At 34.2% G+C, this 15,774-nt stretch carries 21 protein-coding genes and 1 pseudogene; 15 read left to right on the top strand and 7 right to left on the bottom strand.

What is annotated here, in order from left to right; genetic code table 11:
- Positions 1–401: 401 nt before the first annotated feature.
- The 4 genes and pseudogenes from L950_RS37495 to L950_RS19475 all read right to left on the bottom strand — a co-directional run bounded on the left by L950_RS37495 (position 402) and on the right by L950_RS19475 (position 3,575).
- Positions 402–1,306, bottom strand: a pseudogene (locus L950_RS37495) (serine hydrolase domain-containing protein).
- A gap of 478 nt (positions 1,307–1,784) precedes the next feature.
- Entirely contained in the window at positions 1,785–2,078 is a 294-nt protein-coding gene (locus tag L950_RS19465) for a hypothetical protein (RefSeq protein WP_156169769.1), read from the bottom strand.
- 229 nt (positions 2,079–2,307) lie between these two features.
- Positions 2,308–3,393 (bottom strand): glycoside hydrolase family 43 protein, encoded by a 1,086-nt coding sequence (locus L950_RS19470; protein ID WP_021188253.1) that lies wholly within the window; start codon positions 3,391–3,393, stop codon positions 2,308–2,310.
- Entirely contained in the window at positions 3,390–3,575 is a 186-nt protein-coding gene (locus L950_RS19475; RefSeq protein ID WP_156169770.1) for a hypothetical protein, read from the bottom strand. The genes L950_RS19470 and L950_RS19475 overlap by 4 nt, the downstream gene beginning before the upstream one ends.
- Before the next feature lie 411 nt (positions 3,576–3,986).
- On the opposite strand from L950_RS19475, the gene L950_RS19480 reads away from it, so the two are divergent.
- From L950_RS19480 to L950_RS30790, 3 genes are all read left to right on the top strand, one after another.
- Positions 3,987–4,961: a glycoside hydrolase family 43 protein gene (locus tag L950_RS19480; RefSeq protein WP_021188255.1), complete on the top strand. Its 975-nt coding sequence runs from the start codon at positions 3,987–3,989 to the stop codon at positions 4,959–4,961.
- Between the two features lie 284 nt (positions 4,962–5,245).
- The gene (locus L950_RS19485) at positions 5,246–6,016 is read left to right on the top strand and encodes an alpha/beta fold hydrolase (protein ID WP_197086571.1); all 771 of its coding nucleotides are present in this window, start codon (positions 5,246–5,248) and stop codon (positions 6,014–6,016) included.
- A 26-nt stretch (positions 6,017–6,042) separates the two neighbouring features.
- Entirely contained in the window at positions 6,043–6,207 is a 165-nt protein-coding gene (locus L950_RS30790; protein ID WP_197086572.1) for an alpha/beta fold hydrolase, read from the top strand.
- Between the two features lie 129 nt (positions 6,208–6,336).
- On the opposite strand, the gene L950_RS19490 is transcribed toward L950_RS30790, so the two are convergent.
- On the bottom strand, positions 6,337–6,786 hold the full coding sequence (locus L950_RS19490) for a nuclear transport factor 2 family protein (protein ID WP_021188256.1): 450 nt from the start codon (positions 6,784–6,786) through the stop codon (positions 6,337–6,339).
- Between the two features lie 578 nt (positions 6,787–7,364).
- Between L950_RS19490 and L950_RS19495 the strand changes: the two genes are divergently transcribed.
- The 9 genes from L950_RS19495 to uraH all read left to right on the top strand — a co-directional run bounded on the left by L950_RS19495 (position 7,365) and on the right by uraH (position 13,028).
- Positions 7,365–7,871, top strand: coding sequence for a MarR family winged helix-turn-helix transcriptional regulator (locus L950_RS19495; protein ID WP_231577459.1), 507 nt, complete (start codon positions 7,365–7,367; stop codon positions 7,869–7,871).
- Positions 7,871–8,116, top strand: coding sequence for a phytoene desaturase family protein (locus L950_RS36790; RefSeq protein ID WP_316930709.1), 246 nt, complete (start codon positions 7,871–7,873; stop codon positions 8,114–8,116). Before L950_RS19495 ends, L950_RS36790 begins: the two co-directional genes overlap by 1 nt.
- Positions 8,117–8,121: 5 nt before the next feature.
- Positions 8,122–8,619 carry a phytoene desaturase family protein gene (locus tag L950_RS36795; protein WP_316930710.1) on the top strand — a complete coding sequence of 166 codons (498 nt, stop codon included), beginning with the start codon at positions 8,122–8,124 and terminating at the stop codon, positions 8,617–8,619.
- Positions 8,616–9,341 (top strand): phytoene desaturase family protein, encoded by a 726-nt coding sequence (locus tag L950_RS36800; protein ID WP_410528143.1) that lies wholly within the window; start codon positions 8,616–8,618, stop codon positions 9,339–9,341. The genes L950_RS36795 and L950_RS36800 overlap by 4 nt, the downstream gene beginning before the upstream one ends.
- Positions 9,316–10,182 (top strand): phytoene/squalene synthase family protein, encoded by an 867-nt coding sequence (locus tag L950_RS19505; RefSeq protein ID WP_197086573.1) that lies wholly within the window; start codon positions 9,316–9,318, stop codon positions 10,180–10,182. Before L950_RS36800 ends, L950_RS19505 begins: the two co-directional genes overlap by 26 nt.
- Positions 10,183–10,483: 301 nt before the next feature.
- Positions 10,484–10,792, top strand: a complete 309-nt coding sequence (locus L950_RS19510) for an SRPBCC family protein (RefSeq protein ID WP_231577460.1) — start codon at positions 10,484–10,486, stop codon at positions 10,790–10,792.
- A gap of 457 nt (positions 10,793–11,249) precedes the next feature.
- Positions 11,250–11,945: a lycopene cyclase domain-containing protein gene (locus L950_RS19520; RefSeq protein ID WP_031287161.1), complete on the top strand. Its 696-nt coding sequence runs from the start codon at positions 11,250–11,252 to the stop codon at positions 11,943–11,945.
- Complete coding sequence (locus tag L950_RS19525; protein ID WP_021188258.1) at positions 11,929–12,489, top strand: lipocalin family protein; 561 nt, start codon at positions 11,929–11,931, stop codon at positions 12,487–12,489. Before L950_RS19520 ends, L950_RS19525 begins: the two co-directional genes overlap by 17 nt.
- 128 nt (positions 12,490–12,617) lie before the next feature.
- Entirely contained in the window at positions 12,618–13,028 is a 411-nt protein-coding gene (gene uraH, locus L950_RS19530; RefSeq protein WP_021188259.1) for a hydroxyisourate hydrolase, read from the top strand.
- Between the two features lie 184 nt (positions 13,029–13,212).
- Here the strand turns inward: uraH and L950_RS19535 are convergent, their stop codons facing one another.
- A complete protein-coding gene (locus L950_RS19535; RefSeq protein WP_021188260.1) occupies positions 13,213–13,662 on the bottom strand; it encodes a nuclear transport factor 2 family protein in 450 nt (149 codons plus the stop codon).
- Between the two features lie 277 nt (positions 13,663–13,939).
- Here L950_RS19535 and L950_RS30795 point away from each other — a divergent pair, with 277 nt between their 5' ends.
- From L950_RS30795 to L950_RS28870, 3 genes are read left to right on the top strand one after another with little or no spacing between them, the layout of a single operon-like run.
- Positions 13,940–14,443, top strand: a complete 504-nt coding sequence (locus tag L950_RS30795) for a tetratricopeptide repeat protein (RefSeq protein ID WP_197086574.1) — start codon at positions 13,940–13,942, stop codon at positions 14,441–14,443.
- Positions 14,434–14,808, top strand: a complete 375-nt coding sequence (locus L950_RS30800; RefSeq protein WP_197086575.1) for a tetratricopeptide repeat protein — start codon at positions 14,434–14,436, stop codon at positions 14,806–14,808. The genes L950_RS30795 and L950_RS30800 overlap by 10 nt, the downstream gene beginning before the upstream one ends.
- Positions 14,809–14,866: 58 nt before the next feature.
- The gene (locus L950_RS28870; RefSeq protein WP_021188261.1) at positions 14,867–15,055 is read left to right on the top strand and encodes a hypothetical protein; all 189 of its coding nucleotides are present in this window, start codon (positions 14,867–14,869) and stop codon (positions 15,053–15,055) included.
- A gap of 392 nt (positions 15,056–15,447) precedes the next feature.
- Here L950_RS28870 and L950_RS30805 read toward each other — a convergent pair.
- Positions 15,448–15,774 (bottom strand): hypothetical protein (locus L950_RS30805; RefSeq protein WP_021188262.1); only part of this gene is annotated, 327 nt, incomplete at its 5' end.

Below are 15,774 nucleotides of genomic sequence, written 5' to 3' on the forward strand. Positions count from 1 at the left end.
TTATAATGTAGTTTTTCAGATTATTACTCAGGGTATCAGCATCGTGAGAAAATAGGTTCTGTACGGGACAGAGCTCAGCCTTTATTGCAGTTGTAGAAAATATCAATACAAAACTAAATATGATAAATAAACGATCCATATATGTGTGATTTATTATTAAATATACACTTTTTTGTGATTCTAAATTGAAGAGGAATAGATTGAAAAATTGATAAACCTTGTGCTAAGTAAGAGCAGATTGGATTTGACAAGAAGGTATGTCTTACGAAACTGATATAGCGTTTAAAGGACTCTGCTATTTACAGTATAATGAAGAAATTGATCAATGTTATAAAAAGGAGTTTGTTGAATGGTGGAAATGGCTAGGTGAAGTGGTCGAGCTTAGAATGGGGTTATTTTTTTTAAATTTCAAGTGTAATTTTAGCAATTTCCCGAACCAACTCAGTGGGTGAGTGACAATCACAGTTGCTCAATCCAACGATATAAATATCTCTACTGGGAATGTAAACGGCCATAGATTTAAATCCAAAAATACTGCCCCCATGTTCTCTAGTAGGGATACCATTAATTTCTTTTATATGCCAGCCAAATCCATATGAACTTATTTCACCATTATTTAATCTGTATGATTTAAATGCTTGACTAAGACTTGATGAATCCAATACCTGATTATCATTTAATGCATTTTGCCATTTTAATAAATCTTCTAATGTTGACATCAAAGAGCCTGAAGAAAATGGGACACTAAAATTGATCCATGTTTTATTAACAAAACCATCTGCTTTTTGATGATACCCATATGCCCTAGATTTTATAATTTTTCGGTCTGAAGCATAATAGGAATTATTCATTCCAATTTTTTGAAAAATATTCTTTTGTATAAAATCTTCATAAGTAATGCCCGACACTAATTCTATTATATATCCAAGTAAAACATAACCTGAATTATTATACTCAAATTTTCTCCGGCTTCAAAATTAACAGGCTCATCTTTAAAAAAGTTAACCATCATTTCAGGGGTCATCTGTTTTTGAGCAATATCTGATATAGATTTCATTTTAGTGAAATCTTGAATTCCCGACGTATGTGTTAACAAATGTTTTATCGTAATTTTATGAGCAGATGGATAATTAGGAATGAACTTAGAGATTGGATCATTTACAGTTAATTTCCCTTGTTTTTCAAGCATTAATATGGCAACAGCGGTGAACTGTTTGGTCATGGAACCTATTTGAAAGACATGGTCGATAGTCATATCAACATCTAATTCCAAATTGGCTTTCCCGAAAGATTTTGCATAAAGCACTTTTCCATTTTTAGCAACTAAAACGCTCCACCAGGTTCGTTTACCTGCTTAAATTCTGTTTTAATAATGTTATCAATTTTTTCTTTAAAATCTTGAGCTGACAAAATGCCAAAAACAGAAATTAAAATTAGTATTAAAAAGAATCTTCTCATCAGTTAGGTATTCATTAAGAATTAAAACAGTTATCTAAAAATGTACAACAATAAAACTATAATAATATTACACGATATGACAGCCAAAAACGGTGAATATCATCTTATTCTCGGTAAATTAATCTAAAAAGTCGGTTAATCAACATTAATTTAACAGGTTTATTGTTTTTGTCATAAATTTTAAATCATGTCTTACTAAGAATTTCTTTTATTAGCACAAAAAAACCGCTTGGTCATTCCAAACGGTTCTGTATATTTTAGAACACTGTTTTATTTCAGTTTTTCGATCTCTTCAATGGAAAGTCCGGTACCCTTGGCAATTTGCTCTACAGGTAAACCCATCTCTTTAGCCTCAAAGCTGTTTCAATGGCTTTTTTGTACTCGCCTTCAGCAATACCCTCTACTTTAGCTGTTATTGAAACTCTTTTAGCTTCTTTTTCTGCTTTCTTAGCTTCTCTTATAGCTTCTTCCAATTGCTTTTCCAGTCCTTCTTGATACATCCGCACAGCTTCAGCATCCCACTTACGTTTTAAACTAATATCATACATAGTCCGTTCCTCCTTTATCAATTTTACGTAGCTGTCCAACTGAAAGAAGCGTTGAAATACTTCGGAATTCATAATCCTTGGCAAGGTCTTTAACGTAGACATATTCTTAAGCATAAAGTTTTGCAAGCATATAAGCAGAGGAGCGATTTCAAGATAGACCACAAACAGCAACAAGAAAGGTATAGGGCGCATAATAATATTGAAATATAATCAATAATCAACTTTTTAAATTTTAATTTATTATAAGGTATTCCCGATCTCATCAAAGTCGAAATACAATAAACTAAAAACATCAGCTTTATTAAGGTTTAACAGTTGGACCGTCCACTATAAGCTGACCGTTAGGTAAAATTTTCAGTTCATCTAAGAATACTAAGCGCTGACTGCCTGTTTTAGTCGTGCGGGCATGATATACACACCATACTTTACCTTCTTTATCTTTCAAAAGACTGTTGTGCCCCGTCCCTGAAACAACACCTCCATTGGATATGTTTTTTTGTAATATAGGGTTTGTTGCAGACTTTTCGAATGGGCCTAGTGGATTGGAGGCTGTTGCATAGCCAACAGCATAATTTTCTCCTCCGAAATGATTTGCGGAGTACATCATGTAATAGAGATTGTTATGCTTAAATAGATAGGATCCTTCTGTCCATCTTCTATTTACTTCACCTGAAGTCACAGATCTACTCTCCCATTCAGATTGCTTATCATCCCTTGAGACAGGAGGCCGTAACAATAATGTTGGCTCTCCAATTACATGTGAAAAATCTGAAGCTAGCTCTACTCCATATATCCAGCTTTCTTCTATTTCATCAAACATCCCCTGTTGCTTTGCCCAAGCTGCAATCTCCGACTGAACTGGATTTTTATAACAGCATCGTGAATAGTAAAGATACAAACGTCCATCTTCAGCAAAGTACACGTTACCGTCAATAATGGGATATCCGGGGTCAAATAAGGGACGACCTGTCAAATCTATAAATGGGCCTGTAGGATTGGTTGAGGTTGCGATACCAATGCGATAATTTTCTAATTCATCATTCGGATTTTCTTTCCAATGTGCACTATAAAACATATAGTATTTTCCTCCACGCTTATATACTTCCGGGGCCCAAAAATCTTTCGTCCCCCAGCTTTTATCTTGCTGAGCGGTATACACTGTACCCCTATTCTCCCATTGTTTCAAATCCTTAGAAGAATACGCTACAAAACCATTCTCTACTCCACCAGTACCATACATATAATAGGCATCTGTTTCTTGATCGTAAAGCACAAATGGATCACCAAAAGCAACATCAAGTGGATTATTTGATTGGGCTTTTGAAGTGGAGAATAACAACAGCCAGCAACCAATCAATAAGGATAAACATAAATTTTTAGTAATCATATTTCAATTAATTTTAAAATACAGTGCCCCAACTCCGCCGAATGAACCAGATCGTCAGATCGTAAGATAGGCATCAATGGATTCCCATTATCATCTCCCCAGTTGTCTTCAGTTCTATAGAAATAGCCAGTTTGTTTATTTCTTATAACTGTAGGATCTACAAAAATGTGTTCAAATACCAAGTTTATGTTTTTGCTTTTTTGATACACCTGCTCGTTTATAGTACGTCTAGACACAAATAGTCCACAGGATTATGCCGTTGATAATAATCCAATAGAATAAATTAAAAACTTAAAGCGCTGTTTTAATTTCACATCCGTTTACAATTTGGTTTTTTACATCTACTGACTGACTATTCACCTCAGGCTCTGTAATTTCTCTTTTTATGTATAAATTTTATTTTTTTTGTTTATAATTGTATTGAAGCCCAATTACAAATCTATATCACGTAAAAATGTAAATTAAAGTTTACATAACATTGTCCATTTTATTCAAAATTATTCCAATTTGTATCATGCATGAGCAAAATGCTCAACAGATTCATCGGTATTTGAATTTATGGCTAATTCTTCATAAGATTTGAATTCAAAAAAATGAAAATTATGACAAGCATTCCTTATCGTTTAATAACGATTATAAGTTTATTTTTTATACTGTCTTTATATTGTAATGCAAATGATAATAAGTCTGTTAAAATTATCGAAAACGAGCTACCTATTGCAGACCCTTACGTATTATTCCATAATGGCAAATACTATGCATATGGCACCCGCATAAATGGTTTTGAAGTTTATATTTCCGATGATCTAAAGCATTGGAAGCGTCATAAAAATTTAGCACTTTCCCCTCAAGACTCTTGGGGAACCCGATGGTTCTGGGCACCAGAAGTATATTATGTAACCGCTCACAAAAAGTTTTACATGTTCTATTCTGTTGATGAACATATTTGTGTTGCTTCTTCCTCAAGCCCAGAAGGGCCTTTTATTCAAGAAGAAAAAAAACCTATTATTCCAAATGAAAAAGGAATTGACACTTCTCTTTTTATCGACGAGGACGGAACGCCATATTTATTTTATGTCCGATTTACGGATGGAAATGTCATTTGGATGGCCGAGATGAATAATGATTTACAGAGTATAAAAGCAGAAACGCTCACAAAATGCATAAGTACAAGTGAACCATGGGAGAAGAAACAAGCTACAGTCGTAGAAGGGCCGTCAATCTTAAAACGAGGCAACACGTACTATCTAATTTACTCTGCCAATCATTTTGAAAGCCAGGATTACGCCGTAGGCTATGCAACAGCCAGTTCACCCAAAGGTCCTTGGAAGAAATATAGTGGCAACCCCATCCTAAGGAGAGATCATCCCTCAGCATCGGGATTGCTCGGTACAGGTCATGGAGCTCCATTTATAAGTGCTGATGGCGGATATAAATATATATACCATGCTCATGCCAGCTCCACAAGTGTCGCTCCAAGGACATCATACATTAATGATTTAGCAATTTCATCTGATGGCGTATTAAGCATTGTTGGAGAACCTATTAGACCGCTAATTGTTAAATAAATTATGTCAATATAATTGCCAGCGTTGCAAAGAAAAATGTGCAAAAGTCTGCTCTAAAATAGACTTCCATAGCAGATCATCAAAATTGCTGGAAGATTTACTCTTAATAAACGACTTATAATAAAGCTACTATAGTAAAAATATAATTATATACAAATTTGGACTTTAAAAATGATCCTACAAGCGTAATTTGACACCTCTCATTTATTTTAGACTCCTGACATAAGGCTGTCACTTCTCCCTTATAGATTTGCGTCATTAATTAATATTTAAAAGATATAGGAATGACAAACGTAATCAATACTGGATCTAATGCAATCGAATTTCCAGAACCTAAAATGATCTCTGTTAATGGAGTAGTTCTGGAAGTATTTGAAGCAGGTCAGCAAAATTCTGAGAAACCTATCGTTCTCTGCCACGGGTTTCCAGAGCATGCATTTTCATGGCGTTATCAAATACCGGCTCTTGTCGCGGCTGGCTACCATGTAATTGTCCCAAATCAACGTGGCTATGGTAATTCTTCAAGTCCGACTGAAGTGACGGATTATGATATTGAACATTTGACTGGTGACCTTATTGCCCTGCTCGACCATTATGGATATAAGGATGCTACATTTGTGGGTCATGACTGGGGTTCAAATGTGGTTTGGAATCTAGCACTATTGCATCCTGATCGGGTAAATAAAATCATCAACTTGGCTTTGCCTTATCAAGATCGTGGTGAAAAGCCATGGATTGAGTTGATGGAAGCAATATTTGGAGCAGACTTCTATTTTGTTCATTTCAACAGACAACCTGGGGTAGCAGATGCGATTATGAATGAAAACACTGCTCAGTTCCTTCGTAATATATTCCGCAAAAACTCAGCTCCCACACCTCCTGAACCAGGAGTGCTGATGATTAATCTTGCAAGGGCGGAAAAACCGCTTGGCGAACCCTTGATGAGCGACAATGAACTCGCAGTGTTCGTTTCCGCCTTTGAATCATCAGGATTTACAGGGGGTATAAATTGGTATAGAAACATGGATAGAAACTGGCACTTAATGGCGACGTAACACCAATCATTCATCAGTCGACTCTTATGATATATGGTGAGCAGGACACGATTCCAAAGTCTGAAAACCTAAAAAATATTGTTTCTAATCTAGATGTTGTTAGTCTGGATTGTGGTCATTGGATACAGCAAGAAAAGCCAGAGGAAACTACGCAATCAATTATAAAATGGTTAGAGCAACACAATGATTAACAAGAGTGTAAAAACATATTGTCCTCAACGCCGAACAGATTGGAGACTATGCACATAGCTGAGGATAATAACAAACAAAGCCACATCTCTCGATGTGGCTTCTACTAAACATATGTATGCTAACTTTACTTACTTATACGAGTTGATGGATTGGGATACTTTCCAGTTGCCACCGTTATTGACCAATGTGACTAAATCGGTCTTGGTAAACCCTTCAAATTGTTGGGTCACTTTTTCAATCCTATAGTCACTGGATTGCTCAACAATGGTAGTACTTGTTTTACAGTTCAACTGCTCTCCTTTTTGCTTTTTCAAGAAGGAAATTACTTCTGAACGGCTGTTTGTCTTATCTGTTGATGCCTGTACTTTCTGTTTAAAATCTGATGTAAACAATTGCTCTACTCCTGCCGACTGTCCTTCGGTCATAACTGCTACGTAATGATCAATGGCTAGATCTGCTGTGGATAGAGTCATTACCGCTTTTTTAGAGTTGTCTCCTGTTGGTTTGTCTGCTGCCATAGCGAAAGTAGATACTGCGATCAAGGCTGTTGCTGCGAATGTTTTTGCTAAAGTTTTCATAATATCTTTATGTTATATTGTTAGTTTTTTGTTCTTAGTTGTTGATTCAAAAGTAGGGTGTAAATCCTCCCTACACTATGGCAATTAGACTAAACCAACTAAAAACTCGGTGAATGGTATAAATGGGTAGGTGAATCTTTTAAACTTTTTTGAATGCCGAGCATTAACTGATATTTGTATATCATTAAATCCCTTTATGTAATAACTCTTCACAGTCTCCTAAAAATCAATATGATTATTCCTTACAAATATTTTTACAAACTTATAAATATCTTATTTATAAATAGTTAAATAGATAAAGATTATTTCTCGATATGTGAGATAAAGCTATAGATGTGAATTTTAAAATATTTTCAATAAAATATAAGTATACTTTTATACTTTTTTAAATAAATATTAGTACATTTATACACTTTAAATATAGGTATGAAATACGAGATGGTAAAAAATGTTTTAAAACTTCTAGAACAATTTGAGCTGGAGAACGCTTTACACATAAAGTACCAATCTAATATTGAAGGCTTTAAGGATTGGGTTGCTCTTGATTGTAGGGATGACAATAAGCAAATTGCCCCCTATTGGAGGGAAAAGAAAATGGACGTAGTGCAGCTAGTGTAATCAATACGTTGATTGTACATTTAAATAGATACGCTAAGAGTTATTCGAAATCCGCCATATTTGGATCCGAATTTTCGACTCAAGAAGATTTTATCTATCTCATTATCTTGAAAGATTTTGGAGAAATGATCAAAATGGATTTAATAAAAAGAAATGTACATGATAAACCTGCAGGTATGCAAATAATAAACCGATTGATTAAAAAAGGTTGGGTAGATCAAACAAATTCTGACGTTGATAAAAGAAGTAAATTTTTAAAAATAAATGATAAAGGCTTAGCGGTTTTAGAACGGCAAATGGAAAAGATAAGACAAGCTAGCGAGATGGTGACAGGTGATTTAACGGATAACGAAAAAATGGAATTAATAAGGTTACTGAATAAGCTCAATGAATTTCATATGCCGATCTACGATAGAAATATTGAATCTGAATATTTATTGACTGAAGTTTTAAAAGAAAAAAAATAATGGGGAAAAAGATAGCTGTTATCGGTTCTGGCTTTTCGGGTATGTCTGCTGCTGCCTATTTGGCAAAAGCAGGAAATGAAGTTCATGTTTTTGAAAAACATGACCAACCCGGAGGAAGGGCTAGGCAATTTAAAACGGAAGAAGGGTATGTTTTTGATATGGGACCGAGTTGGTATTGGATGCCTGATATTATCGATAATTTTTTTACTGATTTTGGATCTAAACTTCTGATTTTTTTGAGTTAATTTCATTGAATCCACAGTTCGAAATGATCTTCGCCGATGATAAAATTGCTGTACCTCAAAATTTAGATGAATTAAAAATCTTGTTTGAAAAAATCGAAGAAGGTGCCGGATTGCAATTAGAAAAATTTATGAAATCTGCTAAATTTAAATATGAGGTGGGTATGCAGGATTTTGTCAATAAGCCTTGCCACAACTGGGCAGAATTTATCTCTCCTAAAATAGCCGGAAGCGCCTTAAAATTAGATCTGCTATCAAATTTCAGAAACTACGTCGCCAAATATTTTAAGAACGAAAAGCTAAGGACTTTGATGGAATTTCCGGTCATATTTCTGGGTGCTTCACCAAAAAATATTCCTGCTTTATATAGTTTGATGAATTATGGTGGGTATGCTCTTGGGACACATTATCCAGTAGGTGGTTTTTATCAATTGGTATTAGCGATGAAGCATGTTGCGGAAAAACAAGGTGCAATTTTCATTTCAGTAAAATTGTTGAAAGCATAAATACTGAAAACGGAAGCGTTATTTCCCTAACTGTCAATGGAAATAAACTAGATTTTGATACGGTAGTTGCCTCTTCAGATTATCATCATACGGAGACGCTCCTCAATAAAGTGGATCGAAATTATTCTGAAGAGTACTGGAAAAATAGAGTATTTGCTCCTTCGAGCTTAATCTATTATTTGGGCATTAACCAAACTCTCCCTAATCTTAAGCATCATACGCTTTTCTTTGAGCATGACTTGGACGAACATATTGATTGTATATATGAAGACAAAAAATGGCCGGAGAAACCGCTATTCTATGTGTGCTGTCCATCCAAAACCGACCAAGGTGTAGCACCTGAAGGTAAAGAGAATGTATTTCTACTGATGCCATTAGCTACTGGAATTAATGATGAAGAAGCTGTAAGAGAAAAGTATTTGGTAGCCATGCTTAAAAGACTGGAAAATCATCTGGGCATTAGTGATCTAATGACAATGATTGAATATAAAAGAAGTTATTGTGTGCAAGATTTTATTTCAGACTATAATGCTTATGATGGCAATGCGTATGGACTGGCAAATACATTGGGTCAAACTGCTGTTTTAAAACCTAAAATAAGAAACAAAAAAATTAAAAATTTATTCTATACCGGTCAATTAACGGTTCCCGGTCCTGGAGTACCTCCATCTATCATTTCTGGTAAAATTGTATCTAATGAAATTATTAACGCTAAAAAATAATCTATATGAAACAACTATTCGACGAACTTCTTTCGTAGTAAGTAAAATCACGACACAAAAATATAGTACAAGTTTCTCACTAGGCATTTTAGCGCTCAGTCCTTCCATTCGCAATGCGATTTATGCCATATATGGATATGTTCGGTTAGCAGATGAAATTGTAGATAGTTTTCATGGATACGATAAAGAGAAACTTTTGAATAGATTAAAAGAAGAAACAGAAAATGCGCTGGAGGAAGGAATTTCACTCAACCCGATTTTACAATCTTTTCAACACGTCGTCCATCAATATTCAATTGACACAAAACTAATCAGCCAATTTTTACATAGTATGGAAATGGATCTTCACAAAATAGATTATAATTCTGAACGCTATAAAGAATATATTTTTGGCTCAGCAGAAGTAGTCGGCTTAATGTGTCTGCAGGTTTTTACAAATGGCAACAGAGAGCACTATGAAAAATTGAAACCTTATGCGATGAAATTGGGCTCAGCCTTTCAAAAAATTAATTTTTTAAGGGATTTAAAAGATGATTATCACATTTTAGGTCGTACTTATTTTCCAAACATTGATATGGAGGTGTTTGATAATCATGTAAAAAGTAGGATTGAAAATGAAATTGAAGAAGAATTTAATGAAGCATTATTGGGAATAAAAAAACTTCCGAATTCCGCTATGTTTGGTGTTTACATGGCTTATAAATATTATCTTTCTTTATTTAAAAAAATCAAAAGAAAATCATCCGAAGACATATTGAATAGCAGGGTGCGAATTGCTAATTCTGAAAAAGCATATGTAGCATTTAAAAGCTATGTGAGGTATAAAACTGCTTATTTATGATTGAAACTATTTCCTTATTCCTGCTTTCACCTTGTTTTCTGAAATGCCTCAAGTCTCCCCTTTTGACAATATTATAATGGGAAACAGAGAAAAGATTAGTGGAGAGATTTTGAAAAAAACATAAATACGCTTAAAACAACTAGAAGATGAGACATCAACTATATAGAGAACAACAATTAAATTGCGATATTAAAACTGCTTGGCACTTTTTTTCTTCTCCGGCTAACCTGTCGAAAATAACCCCAGAAGATATGCGATTTAAGATAATATCTAAAGATGATCATCAAGATATTTTGAGGGGATGATTATTGATTATACTGTTTCGCCCATGTTCAAAATTCCGTTAAAATGGAGAACAAGAATCAGTCAAGTTGAGTTTAATAGGAGTTTTACTGATTATCAAGAAAAAGGTCCGTATAAATATTGGAGCCATTTTCATGAATTTATCCCAAATAGCAACGGGGTACTGATAAAAGATACTGTAGATTATGAATTGCCGTTTGGTATATTGGGTAATATCGCACATCGGATATTTGTAAAAAAGAAACTAGCTGATATTTTTGATTTCCGATATGCTGTACTAGAAAAAATGTTTAACACCCTAAAATAATAGCATGAACTTTTTAATAACAATGATCGTTTTTGTACTGATGGAAGGCGCCACCTGGATTATCCATAAATACATTATGCATGGCTTTTTATGGGGCTTACATAAGGACCATCACGATCACAGCAATGATGGTCCGCTCGAAAAAATGATTACTTCTTTGTGATATTCGCGATACCCACGATAATTTTAATGTACTTTGGTTCCCTAAAAGAGTTTAATTATCTATTTTATATTGGATTGGGTATCATGCTGTACGGTATGGCCTATTTTTTTATTCATGATATATTTATCCATCAGCGGATTAAATTCATGACCAAAACTCAAAATGCTTATTTTTTAGCGCTCCGTAGAGCGCACAAACAACATCATAAGCATACTACGAAACACGATGGTGAATGTTTTGGTTTTTTATATGTGCCCTTCAAATATTTTCAAATGTATTTTAATCCGGATAAAAATGATGACATATACGTATTCTTTGATTTTATTTTTTACAGTCATCATTTGTCTGATCGCTTCTTTTGATAAACGAATTCTTTTCAATCGACATTTTGGAGCATTTTTTAAAGCTGCTGTAGTGGTTGCTATTCCCTTCATTGCCTGGGATGTCTGGTTTACCTCAAAAGGTGTTTGGTGGTTCAATACCGATTACACGCTTGGAATTGTCGTTGCCGGTTTACCTATCGAAGAGTGGTTATTCTTTATTTGTATTCCGTTTTCTTGTGCCTTTACATATTTCTGTTTTGATAAATTTTTCAAATTAGACAGACTTTCAGGTTTTAATAATATAATTGTTTTTGTCAGCATTATTGTTTGTTCGGTGATCGCTTTGCGTCATCATGATAAGATCTATACTTTAGTGACCGCAATAGCGACAATCATAACCTTAATTTATCTCCATTTTATTGCCCGAGAAGATTGGATTAGCAAAGCATCCTTAGTATTCAGTGTTTTAATGCTTGGCTTTCTTCCGGTCAATGGTGTGCTGACTGGCTTTGGATTAGAATCTCCTATTGTAAATTACAACCCTGGTGATTTTTTGGGTATACGCATACTAACAATACCAATCGAAGATGCTGTGTACGGATATACTCAGTTTCTATTGGTCATTTATTTTTTTACAAAATTTAAAAAAAATGAAAACGCATACTAAAACTTTAACCTTTATTTTTTCTCTAGTAATTGTACTCTTTAATTCCTGTGCTTCAATTCCAAAAAACACAAAGGCAGTTGCAAATTTTGAGGTCAATAAATATTTAGGAACTTGGTACGAAATAGCTCGTTTTGATTTTCGTTTTGAAAAAGATCTAGACAACGTTTCGGCTCAGTACAGTTTAAACGAAAAAGGAGATGTACTGGTATTAAACAGTGGATATAATTTTAGAAAGAATGAATGGAAAAAAGCCGAGGGTTTGGCAAAATTTAGAGGAGAAAAAGATATCGCAGCATTAAAAGTTAGTTTTTTTGGCCCTTTTTACTCGGGATATAATGTTGTTTCAATGGATGATGATTATAAATATGCATTGGTGGCAGGTAAAAACTTAAATTATCTATGGATTTTATCAAGAACAAAAGAGATTCCCGAAGCGGTTAAAACGAAGTTCCTAAATATTGCGACAGAAATTGGTTATGACACGTCTAAATTAGTGTGGGTAAAGCATGACAGAACGGATAGTCCATTTATCCCGAAAAACTAAATTTTCAGTTTTTTGGTTCCATAGGGATCTACCATTCGAGGATCATTTGGAGTGATAAAAATCACCTTCTTTCAGCACAAGCAATACAAAATCTCAATTTTAATAGAAATAACTAAATATCATTCAAAATGAAAAAAATAACTCTTATAGTTTTAGTCTTCATCGGTATAGTGCAAGTGAGTCTAGCTCAAGAAACTAAGTTTCAACTTTCAAGTCATATTTTAGACATCACCACCGGTAAACCTGCTACCAATGTTAAAATTACACTGTCGAAAATGAACAAGAATCAGATTTGGACTATGATAGAGGAAAAAAATACTGATAGTAATGGTAGAATAAAAGATTTTTTAAAACAGGACGGAAAAGATAATACAGGCATTTATAAGTTAACATTTCACACCAGTTCTTACTTCAAATCTCTTGGAAATAAATCGTTCTACCCGTTTATAGAAGTTGTTTTTGAACTTGTTGACAATGAACATTACCATGTACCTATTACCCTATCTCCTTTTGGTTATTCGACATATAGGGGAAATTAACATCTTTTTCATACGATGATTACCTGACTATTACGCTAATGATATTTAGAGCCTATTAAATTTAAATAGGCTCTAAATATTTTAAAATAAATCAACATGTATTGATCTTTTTGTTTTATTGTTGGATAATAACAAACAAAGCCACATCGCTCGATGTGGCCTTTACTAAACATATGAATTAACCTTACTTATACGAGTTAATGGATTGAGATACTTTCCAGTTGCCACCTTCATTGACCAAGGTGATTAAATCGATCTTGGTAAACCCTTCAAATTGTTGCATCACTTTTGCAATCCTATAGTCACTGGATTGCTCAACAATGGTAGTGCTTGTTTTACAGTTCAACTGCTCGCCTTTTTGCTTTTTCAAAAAGGAAATTACTTCTGAACGGCTATTGGTTTTATCTTCTGATGCCTGTACCTTCTTTTTAAAATCGGATGTAAACAACTGCTCTACTCCTGCCGACTGTCCCTCGGTCATAACTGCTACGTAATGATCAATCGCTAGATCTGCTGTAGATAGATTCACTACCGCTTTTTTAGAGTTGTCTCCTACTGGTTTTCCTGCTGCTATCGTAAATGTTGATACTGCGATCAAGGCTGCTGCTGCGAATGTTTTTGCTAAAGTGTTCATAATATCTTTATGTTTTATTGTTATTAAGTTGCATCAGCCCCACATCCACCAACTCAAACCCTGATGCCTGCTTTGCAGTTGTTTCTAGTTGTTTTTAATTGTTGATTCAAAAGTAGGGTGTAAATCGTTCCTACCCTATGGCAATTAGACTAAACCAACTAAAAACTCGGTGAATGAAGGAAATGGATAGGTGAAGTTGTGAGGATCGATTCAAAATGCTAAATTCAAATAAGTTCTTCTATTTTATTGTATATTGAGGGTTCAATTTATAAGGAAAATGCCAAGATTATATAGCAGCCATCATATCATATACATATTAAAATATACCCTGTTGTCACTAAGTTTGGCGGTAACAATAATAAGTTGTAAAAACAGAAATATTGAAAAACCTCCTCCTGAGCGTGATAAAGCAAAGCAAGAAGCCATAGTAGAAAAATATTTAACAGACAGCGCTCGTCAATACAGCTACTACTCAAAAGAATGGGGAAAATATATTGATATGGGTTTAAAAGAAGATTCTACGATTGCTTATCTCTGGCAACAAAAAGCTATGCCCTTGTTTAAACAAGGAAAATATGAAATGGGCATGCAATATCTTGATAAAGCTGTTTTTTATGACAAAGACAATTACCTAAACTATCGAGGATTTATAAAATGTATTTTTGCTAAGACCTATCGGGAAGCAATAGTCGACTTTGAAGAGGCTATAGCCAGGCATGGTAACGGTCATATAATGGACCACTCCTATAAATTCTACATAGCGCTGAGCTATTGCAGTTAAATGAATTTGAAAAAGCAGAAGCAATTTTAAAACAAGAAATTGATTTGACGGTTCTAAGAATTGGTGAAGAGTGGATCCATCATCTGGATTTATTTTATTATGGTATCTCCCAGTACGAGCAAGGGAAATATGATATGGCAATAAAAACGTTTGATCGTACCCTAAATAAATATCAACAGTTTTCTGACGCGAAGTATTATAAAGCTGTTTCATTAGTACATCTAGGTAAAACGGAAGCTGCTTCAAAATTACTAGAGGAAGCGGAGCTAGATCGAAAAAATGGATACACGATCAATGAAGATAATGCTATTTATGAACGTTATCCTTATCAACTTAGGTATGACAGTTCTGGTTTATATCAATAATAACAAAATCCAACTGTCACCAACTTTAAATTTGTGCATTAATTGCTAAGAATTTAACATGAACAAAGATAAATCCAAATTATTTAGAAAAGTAAATACTAAGACATTTAATGTTCATCATAAATTTGGTGGAGATTATAAAGACACTCGTAATAGCAAAAAAGAAATATTAGAACAAGCAAAGGGAAAGATGTCTGCTAAAAAAGAGCGCGGTTTAGATTACACACCACCACTTACAGATTTTTAATATCCAAAGTTGGATCTGATTGGAACGACGTTTTTAGTGAAGCAAAATCTAGGTTAGATAAAGATGAACCAATATTTGCAATAGTAGCTTTAAAAGAAAACGAAAAGCAAGACTTTGTAAGGATTGGAGAGTCATCCTATTTTTCAGGTTGAGCACCATGTTTCGACATGATCAAAATTGTCATGAGTAGCTTTCAAGCGTGCTGCAGCTCTTTGGGCAATTTTTGATTATAAGATGATCTCATCTATTAAAATCATTTCCTGAAGACCTGTCATGAATTAAAATTTAATATTCATTTCGTTTACAAAAGCCATCCTTAAATATTCGATCATCTCTGATAGAATGAGAGAAACTTTAAATATAATATTATCAACTAACCAATTCATATTTAATTATACCAATTCCACCGCCTGTAGCTCTGCCGCAAGACGGTGAAGCCCTTCTTCTATCTTCTTAAGCTGAGGTTGACGAGGCTTTTTTAATCCAGATGAGTAATGTTGCAACTGACGCTGATTAATACCTGTAATCTTTTCTAAAGCGGCATTAGTAAAGATACCCTTGTAGTAGGTGAGAAAACTCTCTGCATCGAACTGATACACAATATCGTATTTGCCTTTTAGGATGGGAGGTATATTCTCTGTAGTGAACTCTTCAGTAATGATATTAATCGCATCTAAAATGGATTGTTTTGCCTCTTCAACAGTATCGCCACCGCCATA

Source organism: Sphingobacterium sp. IITKGP-BTPF85 (genome assembly GCF_001006065.1).
GTDB classification, from domain to species: Bacteria; Bacteroidota; Bacteroidia; order Sphingobacteriales; family Sphingobacteriaceae; genus Sphingobacterium; species Sphingobacterium anhuiense.